Source organism: Neobacillus sp. DFD-2R (assembly GCF_057747865.1).
In genome coordinates this window covers 3244141-3271049 of record NZ_CM173228.1, presented here as the reverse complement: position 1 = coordinate 3271049, position 26909 = coordinate 3244141, and the positions used below count along the sequence as shown (strand labels likewise).

Annotated in this window: 28 protein-coding genes and 1 pseudogene; 25 read left to right on the top strand and 4 right to left on the bottom strand. The window is 34.6% G+C overall.

The genetic code is table 11. The annotated features are described in order from the left end of the window. Nucleotides 1-91: 91 nt before the first annotated feature. From AC3ANV_RS16450 to AC3ANV_RS16360, 19 genes are all read left to right on the top strand, one after another. A complete protein-coding gene (locus tag AC3ANV_RS16450; protein ID WP_488309769.1) occupies nucleotides 92-1063 on the top strand; it encodes a LacI family DNA-binding transcriptional regulator in 972 nt (323 codons plus the stop codon). A gap of 162 nt (nucleotides 1064-1225) precedes the next feature. Next, the gene (locus tag AC3ANV_RS16445) at nucleotides 1226-2545 is read left to right on the top strand and encodes an ABC transporter substrate-binding protein (RefSeq protein WP_488309768.1); all 1320 of its coding nucleotides are present in this window, start codon (nucleotides 1226-1228) and stop codon (nucleotides 2543-2545) included. Between the two features lie 65 nt (nucleotides 2546-2610). Next, nucleotides 2611-3510 (top strand): carbohydrate ABC transporter permease, encoded by a 900-nt coding sequence (locus AC3ANV_RS16440; RefSeq protein ID WP_488309767.1) that lies wholly within the window; start codon nucleotides 2611-2613, stop codon nucleotides 3508-3510. Between the two features lie 3 nt (nucleotides 3511-3513). Beyond that, nucleotides 3514-4356, top strand: a complete 843-nt coding sequence (locus AC3ANV_RS16435; protein ID WP_488309766.1) for a carbohydrate ABC transporter permease — start codon at nucleotides 3514-3516, stop codon at nucleotides 4354-4356. A gap of 19 nt (nucleotides 4357-4375) precedes the next feature. Further along, entirely contained in the window at nucleotides 4376-6583 is a 2208-nt protein-coding gene (locus AC3ANV_RS16430; RefSeq protein ID WP_488309765.1) for a glycoside hydrolase family 32 protein, read from the top strand. A gap of 5 nt (nucleotides 6584-6588) precedes the next feature. Beyond that, nucleotides 6589-8085, top strand: coding sequence for a glycoside hydrolase family 32 protein (locus AC3ANV_RS16425; protein ID WP_488314258.1), 1497 nt, complete (start codon nucleotides 6589-6591; stop codon nucleotides 8083-8085). Between the two features lie 656 nt (nucleotides 8086-8741). After that, complete coding sequence (locus AC3ANV_RS16420) at nucleotides 8742-9164, top strand: MarR family winged helix-turn-helix transcriptional regulator (RefSeq protein ID WP_488309764.1); 423 nt, start codon at nucleotides 8742-8744, stop codon at nucleotides 9162-9164. 62 nt (nucleotides 9165-9226) lie between these two features. Next, nucleotides 9227-9625 (top strand): DoxX family protein, encoded by a 399-nt coding sequence (locus tag AC3ANV_RS16415; protein ID WP_488309763.1) that lies wholly within the window; start codon nucleotides 9227-9229, stop codon nucleotides 9623-9625. Nucleotides 9626-10006: 381 nt separating this feature from the next. After that, on the top strand, nucleotides 10007-10945 hold the full coding sequence (locus tag AC3ANV_RS16410) for a ring-cleaving dioxygenase (protein ID WP_488309762.1): 939 nt from the start codon (nucleotides 10007-10009) through the stop codon (nucleotides 10943-10945). Between the two features lie 22 nt (nucleotides 10946-10967). Continuing rightward, nucleotides 10968-11576 carry a flavin reductase family protein gene (locus AC3ANV_RS16405; RefSeq protein WP_488314257.1) on the top strand — a complete coding sequence of 203 codons (609 nt, stop codon included), beginning with the start codon at nucleotides 10968-10970 and terminating at the stop codon, nucleotides 11574-11576. Between the two features lie 35 nt (nucleotides 11577-11611). Beyond that, nucleotides 11612-12556 carry a ring-cleaving dioxygenase gene (locus AC3ANV_RS16400; protein WP_488309761.1) on the top strand — a complete coding sequence of 315 codons (945 nt, stop codon included), beginning with the start codon at nucleotides 11612-11614 and terminating at the stop codon, nucleotides 12554-12556. Further along, nucleotides 12556-13167 carry an alpha/beta hydrolase gene (locus tag AC3ANV_RS16395; protein WP_488309760.1) on the top strand — a complete coding sequence of 204 codons (612 nt, stop codon included), beginning with the start codon at nucleotides 12556-12558 and terminating at the stop codon, nucleotides 13165-13167. Before AC3ANV_RS16400 ends, AC3ANV_RS16395 begins: the two co-directional genes overlap by 1 nt. Before the next feature lie 64 nt (nucleotides 13168-13231). Next, on the top strand, nucleotides 13232-13897 hold the full coding sequence (gene wrbA / locus AC3ANV_RS16390; RefSeq protein WP_488309759.1) for an NAD(P)H:quinone oxidoreductase: 666 nt from the start codon (nucleotides 13232-13234) through the stop codon (nucleotides 13895-13897). Between the two features lie 209 nt (nucleotides 13898-14106). After that, complete coding sequence (locus AC3ANV_RS16385) at nucleotides 14107-15618, top strand: spore germination protein (RefSeq protein WP_488309758.1); 1512 nt, start codon at nucleotides 14107-14109, stop codon at nucleotides 15616-15618. Continuing rightward, nucleotides 15611-16720: a Ger(x)C family spore germination protein gene (locus AC3ANV_RS16380; RefSeq protein WP_488309757.1), complete on the top strand. Its 1110-nt coding sequence runs from the start codon at nucleotides 15611-15613 to the stop codon at nucleotides 16718-16720. The genes AC3ANV_RS16385 and AC3ANV_RS16380 overlap by 8 nt, the downstream gene beginning before the upstream one ends. A 20-nt stretch (nucleotides 16721-16740) precedes the next feature. After that, nucleotides 16741-17853: a GerAB/ArcD/ProY family transporter gene (locus tag AC3ANV_RS16375; RefSeq protein WP_488309756.1), complete on the top strand. Its 1113-nt coding sequence runs from the start codon at nucleotides 16741-16743 to the stop codon at nucleotides 17851-17853. Between the two features lie 99 nt (nucleotides 17854-17952). Beyond that, nucleotides 17953-18438: a CBO0543 family protein gene (locus AC3ANV_RS16370; protein WP_488309755.1), complete on the top strand. Its 486-nt coding sequence runs from the start codon at nucleotides 17953-17955 to the stop codon at nucleotides 18436-18438. Between the two features lie 16 nt (nucleotides 18439-18454). Beyond that, on the top strand, nucleotides 18455-18940 hold the full coding sequence (locus AC3ANV_RS16365) for a hypothetical protein (RefSeq protein ID WP_488309754.1): 486 nt from the start codon (nucleotides 18455-18457) through the stop codon (nucleotides 18938-18940). Nucleotides 18941-19620: 680 nt separating this feature from the next. After that, nucleotides 19621-20013 carry a J domain-containing protein gene (locus AC3ANV_RS16360; RefSeq protein WP_488309753.1) on the top strand — a complete coding sequence of 131 codons (393 nt, stop codon included), beginning with the start codon at nucleotides 19621-19623 and terminating at the stop codon, nucleotides 20011-20013. A gap of 194 nt (nucleotides 20014-20207) precedes the next feature. Here the strand turns inward: AC3ANV_RS16360 and AC3ANV_RS16355 are convergent, their stop codons facing one another. The 4 genes from AC3ANV_RS16355 to AC3ANV_RS16340 all read right to left on the bottom strand — a co-directional run bounded on the left by AC3ANV_RS16355 (nucleotide 20208) and on the right by AC3ANV_RS16340 (nucleotide 22993). Next, entirely contained in the window at nucleotides 20208-20426 is a 219-nt protein-coding gene (locus tag AC3ANV_RS16355; RefSeq protein WP_004434885.1) for a helix-turn-helix domain-containing protein, read from the bottom strand. A 10-nt stretch (nucleotides 20427-20436) separates the two neighbouring features. Further along, complete coding sequence (locus AC3ANV_RS16350; protein ID WP_488309752.1) at nucleotides 20437-20922, bottom strand: DUF2975 domain-containing protein; 486 nt, start codon at nucleotides 20920-20922, stop codon at nucleotides 20437-20439. A gap of 689 nt (nucleotides 20923-21611) precedes the next feature. Further along, nucleotides 21612-21734 (bottom strand): hypothetical protein, encoded by a 123-nt coding sequence (locus AC3ANV_RS16345; RefSeq protein ID WP_488309751.1) that lies wholly within the window; start codon nucleotides 21732-21734, stop codon nucleotides 21612-21614. Nucleotides 21735-21961: 227 nt separating this feature from the next. Continuing rightward, nucleotides 21962-22993 carry an N-acetylmuramoyl-L-alanine amidase family protein gene (locus AC3ANV_RS16340; RefSeq protein WP_488309750.1) on the bottom strand — a complete coding sequence of 344 codons (1032 nt, stop codon included), beginning with the start codon at nucleotides 22991-22993 and terminating at the stop codon, nucleotides 21962-21964. 287 nt (nucleotides 22994-23280) lie between these two features. On the opposite strand from AC3ANV_RS16340, the gene AC3ANV_RS16335 reads away from it, so the two are divergent. From AC3ANV_RS16335 to AC3ANV_RS16310, 6 genes and pseudogenes are all read left to right on the top strand, one after another. Next, a complete protein-coding gene (locus AC3ANV_RS16335; RefSeq protein ID WP_488314256.1) occupies nucleotides 23281-24180 on the top strand; it encodes an EamA family transporter in 900 nt (299 codons plus the stop codon). A 533-nt stretch (nucleotides 24181-24713) separates the two neighbouring features. Then, nucleotides 24714-25064, top strand: coding sequence for an aldo/keto reductase (locus AC3ANV_RS16330; protein ID WP_488309749.1), 351 nt, complete (start codon nucleotides 24714-24716; stop codon nucleotides 25062-25064). 276 nt (nucleotides 25065-25340) lie between these two features. Further along, nucleotides 25341-25535 (top strand): hypothetical protein, encoded by a 195-nt coding sequence (locus AC3ANV_RS16325; protein ID WP_488309748.1) that lies wholly within the window; start codon nucleotides 25341-25343, stop codon nucleotides 25533-25535. Next, nucleotides 25532-25885: an IS66 family insertion sequence element accessory protein TnpB gene (tnpB, locus tag AC3ANV_RS16320; RefSeq protein ID WP_488309747.1), complete on the top strand. Its 354-nt coding sequence runs from the start codon at nucleotides 25532-25534 to the stop codon at nucleotides 25883-25885. Before AC3ANV_RS16325 ends, tnpB begins: the two co-directional genes overlap by 4 nt. 68 nt (nucleotides 25886-25953) lie before the next feature. Continuing rightward, a pseudogene (locus AC3ANV_RS16315) lies at nucleotides 25954-26523 on the top strand (IS66 family transposase zinc-finger binding domain-containing protein); the annotation flags it as partial. An 83-nt stretch (nucleotides 26524-26606) separates the two neighbouring features. Continuing rightward, the gene (locus AC3ANV_RS16310) at nucleotides 26607-26762 is read left to right on the top strand and encodes a hypothetical protein (RefSeq protein ID WP_488309746.1); all 156 of its coding nucleotides are present in this window, start codon (nucleotides 26607-26609) and stop codon (nucleotides 26760-26762) included. Nucleotides 26763-26909 lie beyond the last annotated feature (147 nt).

Genomic DNA, 26909 nt, shown 5'->3' with positions numbered 1-26909 from the left:
AAAAACCAATGGTCAAGTACCAATAAATCCTTAATAAAATTAAATAGAGAAACGTTTCCACATATGATATGCTTGTACCTGAGGTGATAGCATGGCAACCATAAAAGATGTCGCAAAGTTGGCAGGGGTAGGGCTGGGAACTGCTTCTCGCGTAATCAATAATTCCGGATATGTTAGTGAAGTAACGAAAAAAAAGGTACTTAAAGCAATTGAACAATTAGGATATGTTCCAAACGAAACGGCAAGAGCATTTGTGACACAAGATAGTAAGATCGTAGCACTATTTTTACCTTCAATACATCACCCGTTTTTCTCAGAGCTTGCCTTTTATATTGAAGATGAGCTAAATAAAAATGGTTACAATATGATGCTTTGTAACTCTAACGGACAAATCGAAAAAGAACTTAACTATATCAACATGCTCAAACAAAACAAAGTATCAGGTATTATTGGAATCACCTATAATTCGATTGAAAATGAAATCAATAATTCTATGCCAATTGTTTTAGTGGACCGTCATATGGGAGAAAATATACCTTATGTTTCAAGTGATAATTATGATGGTGGTCAATTAGCCTATCAAGTGTTGAAAGATACCGGATGCACAAATGTCGCTTATATTGGAACTTTTTCGAAAACGATCATTACGGAAGTAGAAAAAAGAAGAAAAGGCTTTGAAGATGCAGCAAAACAGAATGGAACCCAATGTACTCTCTATATTGAAGAGGATCCCATTAAAGATGAAATTGCATTTTTAACCAATTTTTTAAAAAATTATAAGGATGTAAATGGGGTATTTGTGGAGAATGATGTCATGGCACTGAAATTCGTACAGCTTGCCCTTGAACTTAATATAAATATACCTGAACAGCTTTCTATTATTGGATATGATGGAATAGAGACCTATTCTGCACTTAGACCCAGACTCTCAACTATTAGACAACCAATTGAACGAATGGGGAGAAGTTTGGTTGAATTAGTCATTAAAAGAATAAATGGGATCCCTGTCGAACCTGCTATTCACCCGGTAGTTTTTTTACAGGGTGATACAACATTATCGTAAGCAAAAAAGAAAAGTAATAAAATGCTGATTGACAAAAATGGATATTTGTACTATATTAAAAGTAAAGATGGAAGCGTTTCCATATCTTAAATTAGGGGCTTAGCCCTATTAATTTAAAGTTTTATGGAAACATTTCCACAAAACACAGGAGGGGGAAAACGTTTGAAAAAATTATCTAGTTTTTTTATGATTCCAGCTCTTATATTGGGTTTAACTGCGTGTTCTGATTCTACAAGTAAAAGTGCAGTTTCATCAAGCAATGATAAGCCAAAAGAATTAACAGTATGGGTACATGTTCCTGCAGAAGATCCAGAAGGTAAAAATTATGATTTAAGGGCTAAAGAATTTGAACAACAACATAAAAATGTAAAGGTAACCGTTGAACACATCGCAAAAACGGGTGAGGGAAGTGGTTACAATGATAGACTTAATGCTGCCATTACAACTGGTGATTTACCAGATGTAATCACTCTTGAAAGCGTTCACACTGCATCATATGTTGATTCCGATATTCTTTTACCTTTAAATAAGTATTTAGGAAAAGATGTAATTAATTCTTATTTAGATACAATCGTAAAGTCCGGTAGTGTTGGAAATAATCTATATGCGTTGCAATCCTTTGAATTATCAGCACCTGTATTCTACAATGTAGATTTATTTAAAGCTGCAGGTATAGAGATTCCGGCAGATAAAAATGGAAATTGGACATTAGATTTAGCTTGGAGTTATGATGACTTCTTGAAAAATACTAGAATTCTTAAAAAGTTCATGGGGCAAGCACCAGTGCATATGTTCACTGACAAAAATGGATGGCAAATGTATGCGCACTCCCCAATCATTTTTTCCAATGATGCGCAATTAGTTGGAAAAAATGGCTTAGACACAGACGGTTATTTAAATAGTAAAAATACGATAGAAGCTTTTAATTTTATCAATACTCTATTTAGAGAAGGAATTGTTTCACCAACTGCCAAGGAGAATGCTTTTGCTACAGGTAAAGCAGCAATAAGTTTTGAAGGACCTTGGTTAATTGACGCACTTAAAAAAGATTATCCGAATTTGCATTGGTCATTAATGCCATATCCATATGGGAAAAAGGGACATAACTCAGCACCGCATGGCACTTGGTATGTTGCTGCCACGAAACATACAAAATACCCTGAACTTGCAGCGGAGCTAGTGGCTCACTTAACAAATAAGGATAGTGCCAAGGCAATGGAAGATGCTGCTGGTCTAATTCCCGGTCATAAAGAATTATTAGCTTCCTCAAAATTATATAGTGAGTATCCTAGAAAACTAATGTTAGATCAATTAGTACAAACAGCACATCTTAAACCTAAATCACCTATTTTCCCAGTACTTGAAGATGTATTTGGAGATATTATGGAAGGGATTACTTTAAACAGAGATTCTGTCGGGAATTTAGTTCAGGCTGCAGTAGATAAATCTGAACGGGAAGCTTCAAGATTTAAGAAAAAATAATTTTGATAGATAAATAGTAAGTATACGACTAGTCGTATACTTACTATTATTAAGGGGTTTTTTATATGGATAAAGTAAGAAAAAACATAAATAAATCCGGAGTATTAAATTTCTTCTTTAGCAGTAAATTTTTATTTTTACTACCAGCATTTGCTTTAATAGCTGTGTTTGTCGTCTATCCATTAATTCTTGCAGTGGGCTATTCATTTACAGACTATTACCTGCTGAAACCAAATGATGTCTCATGGATTGGATTTGATAATTACATTGAAATAGTAAAAGACAAATATGCACGTTCCGCTTTTTTTAACTCTGCCAAATATGCCATTTATATCGTTCCTCTTCAAGTCGTTTTATCATTGTTTTTGGCCATCTTAATTTCCAAAAAATCAAAAGTGAATACCTTTTTTAGAACGGCATTCTTTTCACCATATATATTATCCATTATCGTTGTTTCTTTACTATGGAAAAACATTCTAGATCCAAATGCAGGAATTTTTAACGTCTTCTTGGCTGATTTAGGCTTTTCCAAGCAAGGCTTTTTTACCGATCCTGATCTGGCACTCCCAACAATTTCCTTTATTATTCTTTGGCAAGGTATAAGTTTCCAAATGTTAATCCTAATGGCTGCACTGCAGGATATTCCAACAACACTTTACGAAGCAGCGGATATAGAAGGTGCAAATGGTTGGCAAAAGTTTAAATATATTACACTGCCCAGTATAAAGGGGCAGCTCGTTTTTGTCCTCATTGTTGTAACAACAGGAACATTTAAAATTATTATTGAACCGTTAGTATTGACGAATGGAGGACCGGATGGCAGTACAGCCAGTATCCTGTTATACATGTTTGATCAGGGAACAAGATATCGTCAAATCGGCTATTCAAGTGCCATAACAGTTGTATTTGCATTGATATTAATCATCATTGTAATTGCACAAAGAAAATTATTTAAGGAGGAATAGAAATTGAAGAAATATAATGTGATTTCAGCTTTAAAAATTTTTGTGTTAATGACATTTGCTTTCTTGTTTTTATTCCCAACTGTTTGGATGTTTGTGAGCAGCACAAAAACGGTTGCCGAAATTTCTGCAGAAATCGGTACAATGAAAAGTTTTGTCCCTAATTTTAATCATATAAATAGTTGGCTCGAACCTTATAAAGAAATTTTTAATAGGTTTAATTTTTCTCTTCATTTTTTTAACAGTGTTTTTTATAGTTTTGTGATTGTTGCAGGAAGTTTATTTGTCAATTCGTTAGCGGGGTATGCATTAGCGACATTTGATATGCCATTTAAAAAGTATATTAATGGAGCTTTGCTTATTTTAATTATTTTTCCTTTTCAATCCGTTCTAATCCAAATATTCATCATCATAAAAGAAATGAATCTGACGAATACCGTTTGGGGGCTGGCATTACCCCATATTGGCAGTGCATTTAACATTTATTTATTTATGGTATTTTTTAAGAAAATTCCTAAAGAATTAAGAGAATCAGCATACATCGATGGGGCGTCGGACTGGAAAATATTCACGAAAATTGCGATTCCAAACTCCAAACCAATTTTCCTGACGATTGGGATTTTAGTGTTTGTGGGATCCTGGAATGATTATGTTTGGCCTCTTATGATTTTCACTGAAACTTCAAAATATCCATTATCAGTTGCAATCAATATTATGAATGAGACAAAGCCAGTATACTTAAATCTGGTAATGGCAGGATTAACCATAACAACGATTCCCATTTTATTGGTTTATATTTTCGGACAAAAATACATCATGCCACAAAATACATCTTCTGGAATTAAATAAGATTGATTGGAGGCGGCGTATGAGTTTACTATATTTCATTAATTTTAATGAAGGGAATGGTAATCAAACAAAAGAACTGATCCGCGGAAATCTATTAAAAATCGAATATGTTTTTAATGATGCCAAGTATAAAAAAAACTGTTCACCAAGATGGATTAAGTCCCCCATATCGGGGTACGCGCTGGATTTTGATGGGTATTCTACCTTTATCATCGATAAACCATTGGAGCTGGTGGGATCATTTGCGATATCCGCATTAATTGCACCTCGATGTTTCGAAGCTTGTCATGGAGAAGTTTCAACCACGATCATTGACCAATTGGATAAAAAGGGTAAAAAAGGATTTGCTTTGAGTCTATATCGACATGGTGAAATACAATTTGAAATAGGGGACGGAAAACAAATACACCTGCTAAGAAGTGAAAAACAAATTGAACTTTATAAAAAATCACTCATCACGGTTACATATAACCAAGAAACTGCCGAGATGCTACTATATCTGAATTCAGAACTTCAATTAAGGTGTGATTCCATTACTGGATGGAAACCTTCAACCATCCCATTATCGATCGGATTAAATAATAGCCCATTTAAAATAAGTGAAATTTTTAAAGGTGGGATGTTTTCCGGATTGATTGATTATCTCCAAATATTTGATCAAGTTTTGTCCGCTGAAACGATCCAAAATGTTTTTCAAGGTTTGTTTGATAAGCTGTCACTTGATTTAAAAGAAATAGACCTTGATGAATGTAAACTATTGGACGACGAACATCGTCCACAATACCATGCCATCCCACCACAGCATTGGATGAATGAACCTCATGCCCCCTTTTACTACAAGGAGAAATACCACTTATTTTATCAAAAAAATGCATCTGGACCCTATTTCTCAAATTTACATTGGGGACATTGGACAAGTGATGATCTAGTTTTTTGGGAAAATAATAAAATTGCATTGTTCCCACAAAAGGGTGACCTAACGCCTTCGGGTGTCTGGTCTGGTTCTGCAACAATTGGTCCGGATGATATCCCATATCTTTTTTATACATTTGCCAATTTGGATAAGGAATGTAATCAAGGTGTAGCCATCGCTCGCCCTAAAAATTTAGAAGATCCACACTTGGTTGATTGGGAAATGTTCCCTCATCCGGCAATAACTCAAACGGATAAGCAAGGAATACCTTCACAATTTAGAGATCCCTTTGTCTGGAAAGACGAACAAGAAGAGGTATGGTATTTAATCATTGGAGGAGGCATAGATGGTAAAGGACCTACAGCCTGGATCTATTCATCGGATGATTGTATAAAATGGACATTTAAAGGGGAGTTTTTCACGATAGGCAATAAAAAATACCCTTTACTCGGAACGAATTGGGAGCTTCCCGTTTTTTTACCAGTGTCTGACGATAAAGGAAATACAAAATATATTTTTATATTTATGAGTCATTTTCATTCAGAACCAAGAGGTCAAGTGGATACCTATTACTTTCTGGGGAATTTTGATAAAAACAACTTTACATTTATCCCTGATTCCCAAGAACCACGAAAGATCGATTATGGCAGCTTTAAATTTAGTGGGCCAAGCGGTTTTGTGGATCCACAGACAAAGAAATCTATTCTTTTTTCAATCCTTCAAGGGGATCGGAATGAGAGGGAAGAGCATGATGCCGGATGGGCACATAATGCGGGACTTCCCATTGAACTTTACCTGGAAAACAATGAACTTAGAATGAAACCATTGGAAAATCTGGCAGCTTTGAGAGATAAAACGTTAGTGAATGAAAAAAATAGGTTAATAGTTGATATCAATGAAATACTTAAAGAAGTAAATCATAAAATGCTCGAAATAATAGTGGAATTTGAGGATACGAACAAAGTAGTTGGCTTGGAATTAAAAAAGCATTATACGAACCGGGAAAAAACTAGTCTAATCTTTGATAAAGAACAAAAACAAGTTTGGTTGGATCGAAGCAAGAGCTGTATAGAATGCAAAGGAGATATACAAGGTGGTTCACTTGATATTGATAAGGGATTAACCGCACATATTTATATTGATCATTCTACTATTGAATGTTACTTGAATAACAAAAAAATGATTACTAGCAGATCTTATCCTTCTCTAAAAAACAGCGATTATTTATCTCTTATTGGTGATGAAACAATCTTTATCAGATCAATTCAAGTCTATAAATTAAAACCAATTTGGAAAAATAGGGGAAGCGAGTGAACGTAATGACAATAGGAGGTAAAAAAATAAACACAAAATACAGACATAAGTATCACCTAATGCCAGAATATGGCTGGATGAACGATCCAAATGGTTTTTCATTTTTTAATAATGAGTACCATCTATTTTATCAACATTATCCGTATGATACTGTTTGGGGACCTATGCATTGGGCACATACGGTAAGTTCTGACCTTATTAAATGGACTCACAAAGAAATTGCCTTAAAACCAGATAAGGAATATGACCGAAATGGCGTTTTTTCCGGATCAGCCATTCAAGTAGGTGATGAACATTGGTTATATTATACCGGCCATGTTGATCTGTTTCTTGACAAATTATATGATAAAGATTTTATAAAGAAACCAATTTCTGATAGTCAGGAAACGGATTCCTATATTAGACAAGTTCAATGCCTTGCAAAATCAGCGGATGGTTTGAATTATATAAAATATGAAAATAATCCAGTCATATCAACCGAGCAGATTCCAAAAGGAATTAGAATGGAAGATTTCAGGGACCCAAAAGTGTGGAGGTACAAAAAAAATTTTTATCTTGTAGTCGGAGCAAGGAGTATTGACGGTATTGGAAATATTATATTCTATGTATCTAACGACGGAATAAAATGGGAATTCTTAAATCAATTCACTCTGGGTAAGGATTATGGTACTGTATGGGAATGTCCGGACTTATTTGAACTCGATGGAAAATATGTATTGATTTTTTCACCTCAGGATAAACCTCGAGTAGGAAATAGTTATGAAAATGTACATTCATCAATGGCGTTAATTGGTTCGTTTAATCATGGAACGGGTGAGTTTATCATTGAGCATAAGCAAGAACTTGACCAGGGATTTGACTTTTACGCTCCTCAATCCATTATGACTAATGAAGGGAAGAGAGTCATAATTGCTTGGATGAATATGTGGGAAAGAAATTATCCATTGCATGAGTTAGGCCATGGCTGGAATGGTTCTATGACTCTTCCTAGAGAATTATCATTAGAAAATGGGAAGCTTGTCCAAAAGCCTTATCAAAAAATTGAAAAGTATCAACAAAATAAAGTTGAATTTAATTATTTTGAGATAAATGGAAAATACGAAGATAGGAGTCTTTATGGGATATGTCAGCAAATTGAAGTAGAATTTGAGATGAAAGATAGCAATGAACTTATTATTGAATTTTTTAAAGGTACAAATGAAAAATTATCATTAACCTTTATGAAAGATCGTAATGAAATAATTTTAAATCGTAGAGATTCAGACTATCCTATTGTCAGTCTTGGAACTAAAAATGACTACTTAAGAAGTCAAACGATTGATTTATTAAAACCAATTAGCCTCAATATTTTTTTAGATGTTTCATCTATTGAAATCTTTGTAAACAATGGAGAGCATGTATTTACATCTTTGTTTTTTTCAAAAGAGCTAGGTGAAAGAGTGTTATTTTATTCTGAAGGGATAACTGTGGTTCATAGACTACTAAAATGGGAGATTGTTTAGGCGGTCAAATATGGGTTAAGAAATAACGATATGCAACGAAGAGCAGCTTTCCAAATAAATACAACATAAATTTTTCGAGATCATGTCCTTTTTGAGCTTTTGTCTGTATAAAGAAAATGGGGAGTATGAAGGAGGAAGTAACGGGCTGCGGCACCACACGAAGCCCGTTACTTAATTCCCCAATCAATCATTGTCTACACTCATTCAAATGAATAACCTCCGAACAGATATTTTGCACACTTTCACAAATTATGCCCTTTGTCGATGTATTCATTTGAATTTAGGGAGTAGGGGTAGTCCGAGATAAGTCCAAAAACGGCATGATAGATGTTAAATGAATTTAAATTTCTGTGTTCAGAAAGATACCACTTGTTGATAAGTTAAAATAAAGATCTTAAATTTAAAATTAAGTGGTTTACAGTTTAAAACCATAATCATTACATTAAAGGGCCTCATTGTTGAATAACACATTTAACGGAAATTGGTAAGGATAGGATATTGTGAAGGATTGCACTTTACTGGAGTTCGAAAAGGAAAGAAACAAAATTTATATTTAACCTAAAATAAAAAGGTTATTGACAAAAAAATTTATAAGTATTATTATTATCTCAGATTCAAGATAATTTAATTCAAGATTTTTTAAGGGGGTGAACTAAATGGAGAGGAAATGCACGAATTTGCCCTTTCTAATATTAATGCAAACATCTAAAGCAATTCATGAACGAATAAAGGAAGAAATGGCAAAAAACAAGCTGGGTATTACGGAATTTTCTGTTTTAGAGGTACTTTATCAAAAAGGGAAACAAACGATTCAACAAATTGGAAATTGCATATTGATCTCAAGTGGTTCTATGACCTATGTTATTGATAAGCTAGAACAAAGAGGTTTATTAAGCCGAAATGCCTGTCCAGATGACCGCCGAGTGATACATGTGACCTTAACTGATGATGGAAATCAATTGATGAACGAAATCATGCCGAAATATCATGAGTTCATTTATCATATGTTTGACTCATTAGATTCCGATGAGACCAAGACATTGGTGCTGCTTTTGAAAAAAGTAAGGAATAAAGTTTAAACTTGCATTTTTTTAAAATAATATCTCGAATTCGAGATAAGAATATTTAGGAGGATTTTAAGATGATAAATATTGGTTTATTAATAATTCGTTTAGTAATTGGAGTATTGTTTATCGGGCACGGTGCTCAAAAATTGTTTGGTTGGTTCGGTGGCTACGGATTAAAAGGAACTGGTGGATGGTTCGAATCCATTGGCATGAAACCAGGAGTAACTATGGCTCTTTTCGCAGGGTTAGCAGAACTTATTGGCGGAATATTGTTTGCTTTTGGACTTTTAACACCACTTGCAGGTATTTTAATTGCAGGGACTATGGCAATGGCGATTGTAAAGGTTCATGCTCCAAACGGATTATGGGCAACAGCAAATGGATACGAATATAACTTAACTTTGCTTGCTGTTGCTATTGGTATAGCTTTGATTGGTCCTGGTCAATATGCTTTAGATTCATTTTTATTCTAAAATATCTCGAATTAAGTATTCTCGAATTAAAAGTAGCGTCGTTTGATTTTAATTAATGGACTAGAACAAAATAAAGTATTGAGTTCTTTTATATAACTGGATTTTAAAATAAAGGCTATGTTAAAGCACATTGTTGATTTTGGCACTATGTTGATTGGAGTGGAAGGCGCGAGACTCCTCGAAAATGCTATCGCATTTTCTTCGTGCGGTGAGTATTCGTGGAAGTATATTCAAAGTCCTGCGGGAAAAGCGGGTCAAGGGAGACCCCGCAGGCGCAGCATGCGCCGAGGAGGCTTCCGGACCGCCCGCGGAAAGCGAGCGCCTGGAGCGGAAATCAACAGGCAAATTTAACATAGCCAAAATAAAAAGGAGTGTGTAAAAATGAGTAAGAAAATAATGGGTATTCACCATATAACAGCAATCGTAGGACATCCTCAAGAAAATGTAGATTTTTATGCAGGAGTTTTGGGATTACGTTTGGTTAAGCAAACAGTCAATTTTGATGATCCTGGCACCTATCACCTTTATTTCGGTAATGAAGGTGGAAAACCAGGAACCATTATTACATTCTTTCCATGGGCAGGAGCCCGCTCGGGAATCATTGGAGATGGTCAAGTAGGGGTTACTTCTTATGTAGTTCCGAAAGGTGCCAGGGAATTCTGGGAAAAAAGGTTAGAAAAATTCAATGTTCCTTTTAGTAAAATGGAACGCTTTGGAGAGCAATATTTGGAATTTGATGATCCTCATGGGCTCCACCTTGAAATCGTAGAAAGAGAAGAAGGGGAAAAGAATACGTGGACTTTGGGTGAGGTAACATCTGAAGTTGCTATCAAAGGTTTTGGCGGAGCAACTCTATTATCAGCCCAGCCTAATAAGACAGCTGAGTTGTTAGAAAAAGTAATGGGACTTGAATTTGTCGGCAAGGAAGGAGATTTCGCTCGTTATCGTTCCACTGCTGATATTGGAAATATTATCGATGTTAAATTAACTCCTATTGGACGTGGACAAATGGGGGTAGGTACTGTACACCATATTGCATGGCGTGCTAAAGATGATGAAGATCAACTAGATTGGAAGCGGTTTGTAGAACGAAATGGATATGGTGTCACTCCTGTTAAGGATAGAAACTACTTTAATGCTATTTACTTTAGAGAGCATGGAGAAATCCTATTTGAAATTGCTACTGATCCTCCAGGATTCGCTCATGATGAATCCGTAGCGACAATGGGTGATAAGTTAATGTTGCCTTCACAGTATGAACCTCATAGAGAGAAGATTGTAGAAGTTTTGCTACCGTTTGAAGTAAGAGAATTAGATTGACAAGAAGAAAGGAATGGTTTCTTTGCTTTCAATCGATCCAGCATCATTGTCTGAAAGAGAAAATTATAAATTTCTAATTGGTAGCATTATACCTAGACCTATTGCTTTTGTCACAACCATTTCAAATGACGGCGTTTTAAATGGGGCACCATTTAGCTATTTTAATATCGTGTCATCCAATCCTCCGATGATTTCTTTATCTATCCAACGTTCATCGGGGAGACAAAAGGATACAGAAAGAAACATCATCGAGTCAAAAGAATTTGTTGTTCATATCGTGGATGAACAAAATGTTGAAAAGATAAATAAGACTGCAGTAAACCTTCCCCCTGATCAAAGTGAAATTAAGTTAGCTAACTTAACTCCAGTAGAAAGTGTCAAAATTTCAGTTCCTGGAGTTAAAGAAGCAAAAATCAGAATGGAATGTTCGTTAGAGCATTCCTTGGAATTAGGAGGCTCGGATACGCCAGGGTGTGATCTGATAATAGGAAAAGTTGTTCAATTTCATATCGAAAGCGACATTTATGAAAATGGAAGAATCGATCCAAGGGGCTTAGCTGCTGTAAGTCGATTGGCCGGAAATAATTACGCCAAAATTGGTGAGATTTTTGAAATAGAAAGACCTAAATAATTCCACAATCCCATTAATGATATGGAGAGGAAACTATGCAAAAAACAGCTGGTATTCATCATATTTCAGCGATGGTAAACGATGCACAAAGAAATATTGATTTTTATGCAGGTGTACTTGGGTTAAGGCTCGTCAAAAAAACAATAAATTTTGATCGTCCAGAAGTGTACCATCTTTATTTTGGGAATGAAACAGGTCAACCTGGTACTGTTATTACTTTTTTTCCATGGGCAAAACAGCTAAAAGGTCGAATTGGAACGGGTCAGGTTGGTGTGACCAGTTATGTTATACCGAAGGGTTCGGCTCCCTTTTGGGAGAATCGATTGCGAAATTTTGGAGTTGAGTTTACTTTATCCGTTCGCTTTGGTGAAAAAAATTTAAAATTTAACGATCCTGATGGACTCCAACTAGAACTGATTGAACGTGATGAAGGGCCAATGAATACTTGGAACTTTGGAGGTGTTCAAGGAGAAAATGCCATTAAAGGATTTGGTGGTGCTGTTCTGTTTTCTGCACAACCACACAAAACAACGGACGTACTAGAAAATGTTTTGGGATTAGAATGCATTGGTAAAGAAAAGGAATTTTTAAGATTTAAATCTGAAGGAAATATTGGAAACACCATTGATATTCAGCTTAACCCTACAGTTCGAGGACTAATGGGAGCAGGAACCGTTCACCATATTGCATGGAGAGCTAAGGATGAAGAAGATCATCAAAGGTGGAGATCCCTTCTCCTTGAAAAAGACTATTTTCCGACAGAGATTCTTGACCGAAACTACTTCAAAGCTCTTTATTTTCATGAAGAAGGTGGTATCCTCTTCGAAATAGCGACTGATCCACCAGGTTTTACGGTAGATGAACCTGTTCAAGAACTTGGAAAAAAACTTATGTTACCATCTTGGTTAGAATCAAAACGAGAACAATTGGAAACAACCTTGCCTCCTGTAGAGGTTCGTGTTCTGGAGGGAGATAAGTAATGAAACATCTATACAATAAAGGGCAAGATCCTACAAAACCAACATTATTATTGCTTCATGGTACTGGTGGCAATGAATTAGACCTATTACCTCTTGCGGGAAGAATGGATGATGAAGCTTCTGTCTTAAGCGTCCGTGGAAATGTATTAGAAAATGGAATGCCTCGATTCTTCAGAAGATTAGCTGAAGGAGTATTTGATGAAGAAGACCTTATTTTTCGAACCAAAGAATTAAATGGGTTTTTTGACGAAGCAGCAGAAAAGTATGGTTTCGACCGAGATAATATTATCTCCATTGGATACTCAAATGGGGCGAATATAGCAGCGAGTCTATTATTTCACTATCAAAATGCTTTAAAGGGTGCGATACTTCATCACCCGATGGTGCCCAGAAAAGGAATTGATCTTCCAGACTTATCTGGTAAGTCAGTATTTATTGCGGCTGGAACAAATGATCCAATCTGCTCGCCAATGGAATCTGCTGAATTACAATCATTATTAGAAAATGCTCATGCGAAAGTAGAAATTCATTGGGAGAATCGTGGCCACCATTTAACACTAGAGGAAGTAGAAGCTGCGGCTGAATGGTATCGTAAGGAAATTATCAAATAAAAATTAGATTTACAGAAAGTGAATATATGGTGCTACTGAAAGAAAAAATAGGTGGTGTGTGAAAATGGGTTTCTTATCCAAATTATTTGGAAATTCATCTGATAAGGAGACAGAAAAAATGACAAATGTAAAACTGGCAGTGATTTATTACAGCATGGGGGGAACAAATTATCAATTATCACAATGGGCTGCTGAAGGAGCAAAAGAAGCAGGTGCTGAAGTAAAGATTCTAAAAGTTCCTGAACTTGCTCCACAATCAGTTATCGAAGGAAATCCAGGATGGAAAGCACATGTTGAAGCTACTAGAGATGTGCCAGAGGTAAAATTAGATGACCTTGAATGGGCCGATGCCATTATTTTCAGTGTACCTACTCGATTTGGTAACATGCCTGCACAAATGAAACAATTCCTAGATACAACAGGAGGACTTTGGTTTAATGGGAAACTTGTAAATAAAGTTGTAAGTGCCATGTCTTCAGCTCAAAACCCGCACGGTGGTCAAGAGGCAACTATTCTATCGCTATACACAACCATGTATCATTGGGGGGCAATCGTTGCTGCTCCTGGTTATACTGACCCAGTTACATTTGGAGCTGGCGGTAATCCGTATGGAACAAGCGTTACTGTTGGTCAAGATGGAAAAATGATTGAAGATGTCCAAGCGGCTGTTAAACATCAAGCAAAGCGTACAGTTACAGTTGCAGAATTGGTTAAGAAAACAAATCAATAATAAACAATTGACTAATCGGAAATTCCGATTAGTTTTTTGTCGGTAAATAATAGTGGTGGAGAGAAATATAGGGAATTTAATATTAATGCTCGGGCATATTAATTATTGTGAAATTCATAAAAAGGTGTGATATTTTATTTTTTAAAGTGTTCATGGTTTCTCACACGACGATTTTAAAAAATATATAAAAATCCATTTAGGTGATGTAAATGTCTTTCAAGTTTTTAGAAAGATTTAAAAATAGTCAGAAGTCAGAGAACGGGACAAAATCAATAAAAACGATTTTTCAACAAGCTGCTAAATCAAGTGATTTCCATCAATTTTCACCATTTGATGAACAGGATATTATTATTAGTTACTATAAAAGTATGGTGGACCCAAAGAAAATAAATAACCTTCTTCTTCCTTCAATTCAAGAACATTTTAGGGAAATTAGTAAATTTAATGATATAAAAAAGTTTATTCCGTTTGAAGAAGTCCTTGTTACAAGTAACCCTTTAGAAGTTGAAAAAAGGTTAATCAAAGGATATGTTATTGTCCAATTAAAGGATTTCAACGAACATTTTTTGACCATAAATATTGAAAATACGAATCTTGGTTATCGAGAAAACAATGATACAGAGAATGAATTTAGTGTTATTGGCCCAAAAGTTGGTTTTGTAGAAAACATTAGTACGAATCTTCATCTATTAAGAAAGCAAATGGCCGTTACAGAATTAGTTTTTGAGGAAATAAAAATTGGTTCAATGTCTAAAACGGAAGTAGTTATTGCTTATTTAGATGGAATAACCAATCCCCAATATGTTCAAACAGTTCGACAGCGATTCAAAAATATTGATTTTGATGTTATTTTTGATAATTCTCAAATCGATCAACTTATTTCAGATGACTCTAATACCCCCTTTCCTATTTTTTTATCTACTGAACGGATTGACAGGGTTGTATATGCGATGGTATCAGGGCAAGTTGCTATTTTATCGAATGGATCCCCCTACATCATTACAGGGCCAACAACAATATTAGATTTTTTCATTTCTCCAGAAGATTATTATCTTAATTGGGTACTAGGGTCGTTTTTTCGAATTATTCGCATTTTTGGTGTTATATTCTCGTTGTTTTCCACGCCTATTTATGTAGCAATTTTAACCTTTCATTATGAAGTTGTACCTGATGATTTATTGCAACCCCTGATAAGCTCAAGAGCTCATGTTCCGTTTCCTCCGGTATGGGAGGTTATTTTTTTGGAAATTACTATTGAATTGTTGAGAGAGGCGGGGGCACGCTTGCCAACAAAAATTGGACAAACCCTGGGAATTGTGGGTGGTATTGTTATCGGGCAGGCATCTGTCCAAGCTGCTCTAACAAGTAATGTTTTACTTATTATTGTTTCATTATCTGCACTTGCTTCTTTCACAACTCCTATCTTTAAAATGTCAAATGCAATTCGTCTTATACGGTTTCCGCTTATTTTACTTGCAGCATTTTTAGGCGGTTTTGGAATAGTAATAGGATTTGTTCTTCTGTTAGGTCATTTATTAAAGCTTAAATCCTTAGGCAATCCATATATGGTCCCTCTATTTCCTTTTAGAATAAAGAACTTTCGAGACAGTTTTATTCGGTCATCATATCGGTATACGAGTACACGAAGTAGATTTTTAAGACCTCTTTCACTAAAAAGATATACGCCAAATCAAGATAAGGATGATATTAATAATGAATAGTCAAAAGCGAAAAAATAAATGGTATTTTTGTGCTCTTTTGCCTCTCATTTTGTTTATTCCTGGTTGCTCTTTTCCACGGCAAAAAATTATAGATGATGTGCAACTCCAAACAGTATTAGGTTTTGACAAAGCTGATAATGAGTATATCGGAACTGCTCTTTATTCTGATTATACTGGTGAAGAAAAAAAAGGTGGGAGCTCTATTTTACAGGGAAAAGGAAAGGAAGCCCGTATGATAAAACAATCTATAAATTCACAATCTCCAAAACCGATAGAAATTGGAAAGTTGAACCTTTTAATATTTGGCAAAGATCTAGCGGAATATGGGGTGTCTTATTTTGTTAAGACCATTTGCAGGGATCCTTTGATTGGAAGCAATATGTTTTTGGCTGTTTCAGAAGAACCAGCAGGAGAATTATTAATTAAAACAAAAGATAAAAACAGCGACTTTCTTTATAAATTGATTGAACAAAATTATAGAAATCAAAATGTACCAATTCCAACTTTGCATAGTTTTTTATTTGATTACTATGGAGAGGGAAGAGACCAATCCATACCTTATTTAAGGATAAATCAAAAGGGTAACATTGAGGTAAACGGGCTGGCAGTGTTTAAAAAAGACAGACTTGGACTTATCTTAAATCAAAAAGAAACCTTTTTATATAAAATATTAAGAGGAAGAGTTATTAGAGGGGAAACAGCATTTAAAATAGATAAGGGGCAGTTAGAGGATTCAGCATTATTAACTATTTTATATGGAAAAAATAAAAAATCAATTATTAACAAAGATTCGAAATCAAAGGTGACATTTAACATAACACTTAAGGGGATAGTAAAGGATTATCCAGATTGGCTAGATTTAAGGAAAGAACAAAATAACACATTATTAAAAAAGCAATTGGAAAAACAAATGAAAAATGATTTTGAAAAACTATTGGAAAAATTCAAAAAACACCAAGTCGATCCTTTAGGAATAGGCGATTTAGCAAGAGCCAATTCAAAAAAATGGAACGAAAAGGAGTTTTATGAAAAGGTGTACCCCTTTATTGCATCCGATATAAATCTAAAAATAGAATTATTTCAAGCAGGGATTGGCGAATAAAAAAGAAAAGGTGATTGACAATGGGTAAACAATTAAATGAAAGTTTAACAGTGTCTCCTTTTTTTTTATTTTTTCTTATTCACAGTACCCAAACGGGTGTAGGCTTGTTGAATTTTCAAAGTAAAATAATAAAGGGAGCAGAACAGGATGCATGGGTTTCAGTTGTATTGGTTGGTATCAGTTTTCATCTTATTATTTGGATAATGTATTCATTATTAAATAAATCAAATAATGGAGATATTATGTCCTTACATCAACAATTATTTGGGAAATGGCTAGGAAATGTATTAAATATTTTTTTTTATGGATATATGCTTTTAATTGTTTCAACGATAATTAGGTCCTATTTAGCAGTTCTGGTTTCTTGGGTTTTTCCTTATAACCCTGTTTGGATTTTATCACTTATTATGATTTTTGTGATTTCATATTTAGTTATTGGAGGCTTCAGGGTTGTTACTGGTATTTGTTTTTGGGGGGTGCTAATCCCTTCTCTTCTCCTGTTCACATTATATTTCCCATTCCAATATGCTTACTGGACGAATTTATTACCCGTTTTTAATCACAGCTTAAGTGACTTTTTTATTTCAGCTAAAAATTGTGTCCTTATGTACTCAGGACCTGAATTTTTACTTATTTATTTTCCTTTTATTAAAAATAATCAAATTTCTCAGAAATGGGCACACATTTCACAAGCCTATACAACCATTTTATATTTATTTATTACAATCATATCATTTGTTTATTTTAGTCATGGGCAGCTTCAACATACGGTCTGGCCAACCCTTATCATGTCAAAAATTATTCGCTTTCCATTTGCCGAAAGATTTGAATATATCTATATTTTTTTATGGCTCTTAGTGATCCTACCCCCTTGTTGTATGGCATTGTGGGGGGGGATTCGAATTTTGAAAGAATCGTTTAAATTTAAGTCTAGAATGTCATTATGGGTGTCAATTAGTATTGTTCATTTCATTGTTATTAATGTCAAAAGTAAAATGGATGTGGAGGAAATGGGGACTTTCTTAACTTTTGTAACCTCCAGCTTTCTATATATTTATATACCAATATTGTTTATGTTTTTTCTCATCTTACAAACCTTTAAAAAAGCCAAGAGTGGAAAGATAAATCCTTAGTTTCAATTTATTAAAATTAACTAAAACAAAAGTGGAATTAAAAAGAAGTTTTAGGTAATGGTATTAGTATCACTTATATATATGAAGGGATGTTAATACATGGAAAAAAAGTTGCTAAATTTGGTTTTTGCAATGAGTGTTGCTTCTCTTCCATTCTTATTTAGGGGATCAAAAATGAGAGAAAATCTGGTTATTTTTTTCTCAAAAGGAGTTTTAGCAACTTTGATTGATGCTTATGTTGTTGGAACTAAAAAAGTTGCATATCCAGTTCGTCCTTTTCCTAAAATTTTCAAAACTAATATTATTTATGACATATTGTTTTTCCCGATTTTAAGTGTTATCTGGGTTAAACTTTCGTATAACGATAATTTGAGAAAAATCCTATTGAAAAGTTTGATTTTTAGTGTTCCCATGAGTATCGCTCAATGGTATTTTGAAAAGAATTCCAGATTATTCAAATGGAAAAATTGGACAGCCTTCCATACCTTTGGAAGCGTAAGTTTTACTTTGTTTACTATTAGAGGTTTTGTTGGATTAATAAAAACATTGGATAATTTAAAGGGTAATCAAAAAATAACCGAATAATAAAGGTTGATATTTAATGAAAAAGACAACTAAGTTGGAAGCAATACTTTGGAGCGTTGCTTTTCCTGGTTTTGGCCAACTTTTAAATGGTCACCTTTTAAAAGGAATGATTTTTATCATTTTAGAATTCACCATTAATGTAAACAGTTCATTTAACCAAGCTATTATGTATAGTTTTCTTGGGAAGATTACGGAGGCTTATGAAGTAGTTAATTACCAGTGGCTTATGTTTTATCCTTGTGTATACATGTATTCCATGTATGATGCATATAAATTTGCGGAAGGGGAAAATCCACGGTTATCATTTGTCCCTTTTGCTTTTGGAGCTTATTTTGTTACTATTGGCCTTATGTATTCACCTAATGAATTTTTCGGTATATTATTTGGTCCCATTTGGCTTCCAATGTTGTCATTGATTCCTGGATTATTAATTGGGTTTATTATTCGTTATATGTTAATAAAAATTTCTTCTAAACCTAATTATAATGGGAGACCTTCCTAGTATCAAAAAGGACAAGGGTCAGGTAATCTTTCGGAAATGGGACCCAAAGATAATTTAATGTAATTTTTAACGTTAACTTAATCGCTAATGCAGCTACGGTAACCTTTTTTTATTATAAAAGTGAAGATTGTGAAATAATGTACTTACCATGAAAATAAAATTCTGCAACTTAAAGAAAATGGCAGTACTAAAGAAGATGCAGCTCATTCATTTTTTAAAAAAGGGGAGAGCGCCAAATTCATTGTTCTATTAAAGTTAAGTTGACTAGATCAAGAAGCTTCAAGTTCTTGTAGCAAAACGGTGTATCCTAAATTTTCAAGTCTTCGTAGTGAATGTCGAACTATAGATTGATGTTTTTGCTTATCGAAGTAGTCGGCGCCTAAATCTACATACGTTATAAATCTCAAAAACGATTGTTTTTGAGATTTTTTGTTTTTCTATTCTAAACGGGCATTAGATCGTGACATATGGCTTTTTTATACAGAAAACAATACCTTTTATCTCTATCTATATAGTAGATTAAACTCATTTCTTTTTTACATATATGACTTATAATGAATGGAAAATGCATATAATGCATACTTAAAACACGAATATTTTATAAAGATCCAGAATACTATTTTGGAAGGATTAAAACGGGAAAGCAGGAGCTATTTTAACCAAAAGAGGGTGGAAAATACATGGGATCCATTGGAAATTACTATCGTATTTTAGACGTACCCTATGATGCAACTTTAAGTGAAATTAAAGAAGCTTATCGAAAAAAAGTAAAAGAAGTACATCCAGATAAAGAAAAAGGGAACACAGAACAGTTTAAAAGAGTTAAAGAAGCATATGAAATTCTTAAAAATGTTGAAAAAAGAAAGAGGTATAACGATCTCCTTTTCAAAAAAGCTCATAACGTCACACATAATCTAAATCAGGAAGCTCCTGCTAAAACGAATCCTTCGATAAATATACTAACTATACAGAGAAAAAATCGAAAACAGGTTACCCTTACACCTGTATTCATAAATGCAGCTCTTATTTTAATTGGAGTTTTGGGAAATACGTATTTAAATAAAAAGAAATAGTATAAAATAATAACGGGTTCCCTTTTGAGGTGCAAACATTGCAAATCACATCATATTTTTTGTCACTAAAATCAATGCAATTCTCAATGAAATTCTCTGAGTAAATAACATCAATAAACGCAAAGAAGGGATAGCTTAATGGCTATCCCTTCAATTCTCTAACGACTCCCGTTAAATAAATTTGTTGTCTGTTTTTATTGAGTATCTTCGTCGCTTTTGTACTCCAAAATATCACCTGGCTGACAATCCAAAGTCTTACATATCGCTTCTAATGTTGAAAAACGAACCGCTTTTGCTTTCCCATTTTTCAGAATGGAAAGATTCGCCATAGTAATTCCAACCCTCTCCGAAAGCTCCGTTACGCTCATTTTTCGTTTTGCTAACATCACATCAATATTAATAATAATTGCCATTTCCTCCACCTCAGACCGTCAAATCATTTTCTGATTTTATGTTAATCGCTTCTTGTAGAAGCCGTTGGAGGATAGCAGCAAAAACAGCTATAACCAACGAAGAAAAAATGATGATGAGTGCTATTAATCCAATAGGAGGGTCAACTTTCTTCGCTATAAAACGAAAGAGTGGCAAACCTAATACATACAAACCACTGATTGTAATCGCACAGCACTTTATGTTCTTTAACGCCTTTACAGATAATTCCGAGAACGCTGTGTTCTCGTCAATATACCGTAAAAGATTGATAGCCTGATAGAGAGCAAAGTAAAAAGGCACAGCCGCTCCATACATCACGATGAAAACGAGATATTTCATTGGGGCAATATTTGGATACATTTTTGCTGCGAAATTCGCCATATGGGGCACTAAAAATATACATAAAGCAAGCACTGCAATTCCAGCCAGAAAAATAATTACCTTTAAGAAAGTGGTTGAGCCTCGTTTACCATTCATTTAAAACACCTCACTTATTTAATGATAACATGATTTTATCATATTATTTATCGTTTCTCAATAAATTAATATCGTATTTTATTATATTATTATCGTTATTTAAATATCCTTTTAATTTTGACAAAAATAAAAAGCATTTCTCATTATAAAGAAATGCTCTTACTTTAAAATGTTAAATTTACAACTTGTTCTACAAAACTTCCAAATAGTTTCTTCTGCGAATTTCCACTACTTTGGGTTTTCTTGGGTTTAAAAAACTCCATATCTGTTCCTCCTTCATAATTCACAGTTAAATTCACACTGTACAATAATTATTTCCATATTCGAGAATTGGTGTGCGAAATCCTGCTTGAATTTTAATAAAAACATCAAAGAGTGTAGTAATTTTAAGGAAAGAAAAAACGTGAATTCATGTGTGAATTCACGTTAAAAATGTATTGTGAAATTGATTTTTGCACCCCAAAAGAGAATCCGTTAATAAAATAAAAAAACCTCATTTAGATGCGTTCCGTTGAACCGTATCATAAATAGAGGAATTTTTGCGGAAAAAATGGTATGGAATTCTTAAACCATTATGTTAGCAGATCCAAAGTATCAGAAATTAATTGATATAGAGATCGAAATTTTAAAAGGTGTTCATATTCTTAAAGCAATTGAACAAAATTCCACTCAACCTGCGAGTCCTACTATTAATAGGTTAGGAAGAACTCCTTCATAAAAAAATAAACAATGAATAAGGCTATTACAAGTCCTACCGCAGATAATAGTGCCCCTGTAAAAGCTTTTTTGAAGATATTTTCGTTTTGATCCATTAACAGTACCTCCAATTTAATTTCATTTACATCAATTATACATTAAATGACCCAATTTTCTGTGTTTTTCGATAATTTTTTTGGCTAATAGCCACTATATTATTCGACAACTAGGAATTTTAGCAGGGGAAATTAAAATTATTTTAGAGATATTCACTTTTTTCCTTCATCCATGAGTGAATAAGTAAATAAATCTTTAGAAAACAAAAGGGATCAAAGACACTATATTAATGATTCGTGTCTTTGATCTTTGTTTGTTGGTTTGTCGTTGTAAAATAATCAAGTAATCCTAGGTAAACCCCTTGAGCTACGTTATCATTGTAAGAAGAGCTTTCCACAACCGAATCATCTTGTTTATTTGAAAGGAAGCCAAGTTCAATGAGTGTACTTGGTTGTGAATTGTTTCGTAAAACATCCAAGTTATCGAATTTTGTTCCATCATTATTTAATCCCGTTGTTTTAACAACCTCATTTAAAATATCCGAAGCTAGAAGGTAATTTTTTGATTTTTGATAGTAAAAATCAGTCACTCCATTTATCGCTGGATCATTAATCCAATTGTAATGAAAACTAATAAAAGCATCCGCATGATTTTTGTTTGAGACATCTGCACGGTGTTGTAACGGAACATAAGTATCGTTTGTCCGAGTCATAATGACTTTGGCTCCTGCATTTTCAAGCTTTTGGTCAACAATTTTAGCTGTCGCTAACGTCAATGTCTTTTCGTAAGTTCCAACAATGCTTGTTGTCCCATCATCACTTCCTCCATGACCTGGATCAAGCACAATGGTTTTCCCTTTAAGCCACTCCTGAGAATTTTGTATGCTCCCTGTTGATAGTGTGGGTCCAGTAACAGGTTGTATATTATTACTAGCTGCGTCTTTAGAAATGTAATTTGCGTAAACCCACCCATGGACACCAGAAGAATTTTCAACTTTCGCCCATCCGGATTGTTCATCATTGACGGTTACTTTTGTTCCCAAATTTAATTTTCCTACAACCAAGCTAGACAAACTTGGATGTTCTCGAACGTTTAAACCATTAACTCCTACGGTTGCTTCTATATTTTCATTTGGAGTAACTCGTTTGTGAGTTTTCGTTTTAAATTTCACCTTCGTCTGTTCAATGTTAACATTGGTAATCCATCCAGTTTGGTTGATTGAGAATTTAATTTGATACTTTTGAGAAAGAACAACGAGGAACGGTAATACAATAACACTAAGAATTGCTAGTACCTTAATTAGTTTTAATTTCTTCATTTTGATTTCGATGTAACCTCCATGATTCTTTAAAACTAATATGGACAAGAATTTATCTGAATATAATTATTTTTTGAAAGTGAATAAAAAATTCGATAAATATTTCATGATGACAAATTAGAAAGGCTAGTTGACAAATATCACTATTTATTTTAGTCTGAATGTAATAAAAACAGCTAAAATTCTTTTTGTAAGTGGATTTTTCTAGAGGTTTCTCTATTTTCGCCACACAACTGTCAATCGACAGTTGTGTGGCTTTTTTATTTTTATCAAAGGGAGCTAAAATGATGAAATCTTGGAAATATGTATTACCTGTATTTTTAGGTGGTTGTTGTTTTGGAGTATTGTCTACTTTCGTAAAGCTAGCGTATGGAGCAGGCTTTTCGGCGCGTGAAGTTACAGGAGGACAATTTTTGTTTGGCACCTTACTGATATGGTCTGCCGTAGTTTTTACAAAAAATAATAAGTTAAACCTAATTAAAACTTTTAAACTACTATTATCGGGGATACCTCTTGGTTTAACCGGTGTGTTTTATTATCAATCTCTGCAAACACTTCAGGCATCCATGGCCATTGTTTTTTTGTTTCAATTTGTTTGGATGGGCACGATTTTGGAGTGGATCATTTATAAAAATAAACCTAGTAAAGGAAAGGTTGCTTCAATTGGAATTCTAGCTATAGGATCGATTCTTGCAGCCGGAACGTTTTTAAAAGGAGGAGAGATCCTACTCTGGAAGGGGATAATTTGGGGGATGCTTTCGGCTTTGTCTTATACAGCTTTTATCTTTGTTAGCAGCACAGTCGAAAAAGGTACCCCACCAGTATTAAAAAGTGCGCTTCTTTCTACTGGTGGTTTAATTGTTGTCATGGTTCTTTATTCGCCCATTTATCTATTTAAGTCACCTGTTTTAATTGGGGTGGCACCGTATGGGTTGTTTCTTGGTTTATTTGGGGTAGCTTTACCGCCTCTTTTATTTTCTGTTGGAATGCCATTTATCGGACCAGGGCTTGGTACCATTTTAACCTCTTCAGAGCTACCTGTTGCAGTTATTTTGTCTTCCTTAATCTTAGGTGAACATATAAGCAAATACCAATGGTTAGGTGTTGTTTTAATATTTTGTGGTATTGTAATCGGCAATAGTAAAACTTCTAGCGGAACGATGCAGAATGTGAAGAGTTTTACTTAATTGTCGGGTGATTATATGAATTAAGGAAGGGTTTTTGAAAATGAAAAATTGGATTTCGCAATCTGATGGGGACATGAGGTTGTCAGGGCAGGCCCATTTCTTTACTGAACTTCCTATCATACCCCTCACAATCGATTACAATTTGAAAAGATTATTTGCGAAGGTGAAGATATTACCGAAAATGTGAAGGCATTAGAAAAAGCTCCTCTCGACTGAGAGAAGCTTTTTTTTTGCTTTATTTGAAAAAAGATATGCATAGGTGCAATTTACAACTATATCTCCATTACACGAAAGAGTTTCTGATTTCGCGTATGACGTCGCTAGCAACACTGCTTAGGGCATTGTAAACCAAAAATTCCTATAGGTAACAGCTGCAGGTGGTGGAGGGATTATGATTGGAACCATCATTGGTCCATGCCACGGATGGTAGTGATGCCAAAATATGTAGTGATACATAAATATCATCCCATTTCATTTATAGTCAAAATAGACTATGAATGTTTTTTTCGGTTTGTTCCAGTAGAGTACACCTTTTGGAACAAGGCGCGTTAACCGACAAATACAGTGCTAAACATCCTCTCCCAAGTGGCACCAGAAGAGGCGAGGCATTTAACGCAAATGTGCTTTCAAAGCTCGAAGCCTTAATCAAAGTAATGAGAGATATCGGCAGAAAATACAATGCGTCCACTGCACAAATTGCAACGGCTTGGTCCATTGCGAAAGGCACGGTGCCGATTATCAGCGTGACGAAAACATCCCATATTGAGGATGCTATAAAAGCGACCGAGGTCAGTCTGACAGCGCAGGAAATCCGTGATCTTGAAGCTGCGGCAAAAGAAACCGGTGTTGAGGTCAGAGGCGCTTGGGAAAAACCAATGCATTAAGATAATATGAATCGACCGAGATAAAAAACCTGAGTCCTGTATAGATGGACTCAGGTTTTTTAATTCTATTTGAACCTTGATGAATTATTCAAAATTCCTATCTAACAATGCCCCCGTTTGTTCTGCCATGACTTTACAAGGAGGACCCATGGACAAGAATAACACAAAAACTTAGAGATTCGGGAGGTGATTTGTAAGCCCCCATTCAAACAACGCATACAAACCTGCAGCACCTCCTGGTACGATCAAGGTATCAATTTTAGGAGGTGCTTTCTTATGCCAAAACAAAAACTAAAAATTGTCCCCGTTACACTTCACGTCGAAAATAAAGATTTAGGTTCATCAGTCTCCCCAACCTCTCCTTCAAGTAGTATTTGCATGATCAAAACGGCAAATGCTGAGATCTCCTTTTTCAATGGTGTAGATGAACGCACTATCCAAACCGTTATAAGGGAGTTGAAACATCTATGAGACACGATTATACTAGCGTGAAAAATATCTACATCATTTGTGGAAAGACCGATATGCGAAAAGGCATTGATGGATTAGCCACTTTGATTCAGGATTCTTTTGAACTCGATCCCTATAGCGATTCAATTTTCTTATTTGCTGGATGGAGTAAGGATCGTTATAAATGTTTGCACTTCGACGGTGATGGCTTCGCCATGCTTTATAAGCGTTTGGATAACGGCAAACTGCAATGGCCTAAAGATGAACAAGCAGTACGTAATCTGTCCCAGCAGGAACTTCGATGGTTACTTGAAGGATTATCCATTCAGCAGCCAAAGGCGATTCAACCATCGGCAAAAGGAACTTTTTAAATTTGTCATTTTTTCTTTATCTCACTGATTGAACTCGTTATCATAGGAAGAGCGAAATCGAACGGAAAGTGGTGAATGTTGTGGGAAAAGATTCTTCTTCAAATGAAAAATTAATTCGACTACTCGAAGAACAACTGGCTCACTCAAATCAACAAAATCAAGAATTGATGAAACAGATTGAGTCTTTATCACAACAAGTTCGCCAATTAACGAAACTTTTATATGGATCTAAAACGGAGAAATCTAGATACAATTCGCCCAATGGGCAAGGTTCATTATTTGAAGATGACCCGTCTTTTAACGATTCTGAGCACACAGTAGAACAAAGCCAACAGACTATTTCTTATACTGTTGTTCGTAAAATACAGAAGAAAAAAAGAAACGATTCATTGCGTGATGATATAGCAGTAGAAGCAGTCCATCATTATCCGGCCAATATAACCTGTGAATGTTGCCAACATCAAATGGTTGAGATAGGTGGTACGGTTGTCCGTGAGGAGGCTAAATTTATTCCTGCAAAAATGATGAAAGTGCAGCATATCGAACATGCCTATGAATGTAAAAATTGCAAAAGTGATGCCTCACAACCAGCAAAAATTAAACGTGGAAAAGCACCGCAACCAGCCATTCAGCGTAGCAGATACAGATGTTAAAAGACAACATAACACCTTTTCACCGTGGGATAGGGTGTTTAAAAAGAAAGCATAGGGGGAATGAAAGGATGGAACACCAATTTCCAAACATTAATGAAATGACAACTATTGAAGCAATCAGTTGGTATACAAAGCAAGTTGTAGAAGTTACCAGTGTTAAAAATAGAGTTGCTGGAACTTATTTAGACGAATATAAACAGGCTTTATTACAGTGTGCAAGTTGAATTTCATCTTCACCTTTTATCTTTTTGGTTAATAAAAAAGCTGGTAGGCATAGTCCTGTTAGGATTTTGTCTACCAGCTAAGAAATTTTAAATTAAAGGAACTTTGAATTCAGTTATTTAAATTTCTTTCCATTCTAACAGGTCTTC

What these genes read in the sequence shown, in the direction of transcription:
- AC3ANV_RS16450 (WP_488309769.1), top strand. Translation starts at nt 92, where the DNA reads ATGGCAACCATAAAAGATGTCGCAAAGTTGGCAGGGGTAGGGCTGGGA.
- AC3ANV_RS16440 (WP_488309767.1), top strand. Translation starts at nt 2,611, where the DNA reads ATGGATAAAGTAAGAAAAAACATAAATAAATCCGGAGTATTAAATTTC.
- AC3ANV_RS16430 (WP_488309765.1), top strand. Translation starts at nt 4,376, where the DNA reads ATGAGTTTACTATATTTCATTAATTTTAATGAAGGGAATGGTAATCAA.
- AC3ANV_RS16425 (WP_488314258.1), top strand. Translation starts at nt 6,589, where the DNA reads ATGACAATAGGAGGTAAAAAAATAAACACAAAATACAGACATAAGTAT.
- AC3ANV_RS16420 (WP_488309764.1), top strand. Translation starts at nt 8,742, where the DNA reads ATGGAGAGGAAATGCACGAATTTGCCCTTTCTAATATTAATGCAAACA.
- AC3ANV_RS16415 (WP_488309763.1), top strand. Translation starts at nt 9,227, where the DNA reads ATGATAAATATTGGTTTATTAATAATTCGTTTAGTAATTGGAGTATTG.
- AC3ANV_RS16410 (WP_488309762.1), top strand. Translation starts at nt 10,007, where the DNA reads ATGAGTAAGAAAATAATGGGTATTCACCATATAACAGCAATCGTAGGA.
- AC3ANV_RS16400 (WP_488309761.1), top strand. Translation starts at nt 11,612, where the DNA reads ATGCAAAAAACAGCTGGTATTCATCATATTTCAGCGATGGTAAACGAT.
- AC3ANV_RS16395 (WP_488309760.1), top strand. Translation starts at nt 12,556, where the DNA reads ATGAAACATCTATACAATAAAGGGCAAGATCCTACAAAACCAACATTA.
- wrbA (WP_488309759.1), top strand. Translation starts at nt 13,232, where the DNA reads ATGGGTTTCTTATCCAAATTATTTGGAAATTCATCTGATAAGGAGACA.
- AC3ANV_RS16385 (WP_488309758.1), top strand. Translation starts at nt 14,107, where the DNA reads ATGTCTTTCAAGTTTTTAGAAAGATTTAAAAATAGTCAGAAGTCAGAG.
- AC3ANV_RS16380 (WP_488309757.1), top strand. Translation starts at nt 15,611, where the DNA reads ATGAATAGTCAAAAGCGAAAAAATAAATGGTATTTTTGTGCTCTTTTG.
- AC3ANV_RS16375 (WP_488309756.1), top strand. Translation starts at nt 16,741, where the DNA reads ATGGGTAAACAATTAAATGAAAGTTTAACAGTGTCTCCTTTTTTTTTA.
- AC3ANV_RS16370 (WP_488309755.1), top strand. Translation starts at nt 17,953, where the DNA reads ATGGAAAAAAAGTTGCTAAATTTGGTTTTTGCAATGAGTGTTGCTTCT.
- AC3ANV_RS16365 (WP_488309754.1), top strand. Translation starts at nt 18,455, where the DNA reads ATGAAAAAGACAACTAAGTTGGAAGCAATACTTTGGAGCGTTGCTTTT.
- AC3ANV_RS16360 (WP_488309753.1), top strand. Translation starts at nt 19,621, where the DNA reads ATGGGATCCATTGGAAATTACTATCGTATTTTAGACGTACCCTATGAT.
- AC3ANV_RS16355 (WP_004434885.1), bottom strand. Translation starts at nt 20,426, where the DNA reads ATGGCAATTATTATTAATATTGATGTGATGTTAGCAAAACGAAAAATG.
- AC3ANV_RS16350 (WP_488309752.1), bottom strand. Translation starts at nt 20,922, where the DNA reads ATGAATGGTAAACGAGGCTCAACCACTTTCTTAAAGGTAATTATTTTT.
- AC3ANV_RS16345 (WP_488309751.1), bottom strand. Translation starts at nt 21,734, where the DNA reads ATGGATCAAAACGAAAATATCTTCAAAAAAGCTTTTACAGGGGCACTA.
- AC3ANV_RS16340 (WP_488309750.1), bottom strand. Translation starts at nt 22,993, where the DNA reads ATGAAGAAATTAAAACTAATTAAGGTACTAGCAATTCTTAGTGTTATT.
- AC3ANV_RS16335 (WP_488314256.1), top strand. Translation starts at nt 23,281, where the DNA reads ATGAAATCTTGGAAATATGTATTACCTGTATTTTTAGGTGGTTGTTGT.
- AC3ANV_RS16325 (WP_488309748.1), top strand. Translation starts at nt 25,341, where the DNA reads ATGCCAAAACAAAAACTAAAAATTGTCCCCGTTACACTTCACGTCGAA.
- tnpB (WP_488309747.1), top strand. Translation starts at nt 25,532, where the DNA reads ATGAGACACGATTATACTAGCGTGAAAAATATCTACATCATTTGTGGA.
- AC3ANV_RS16310 (WP_488309746.1), top strand. Translation starts at nt 26,607, where the DNA reads ATGGAACACCAATTTCCAAACATTAATGAAATGACAACTATTGAAGCA.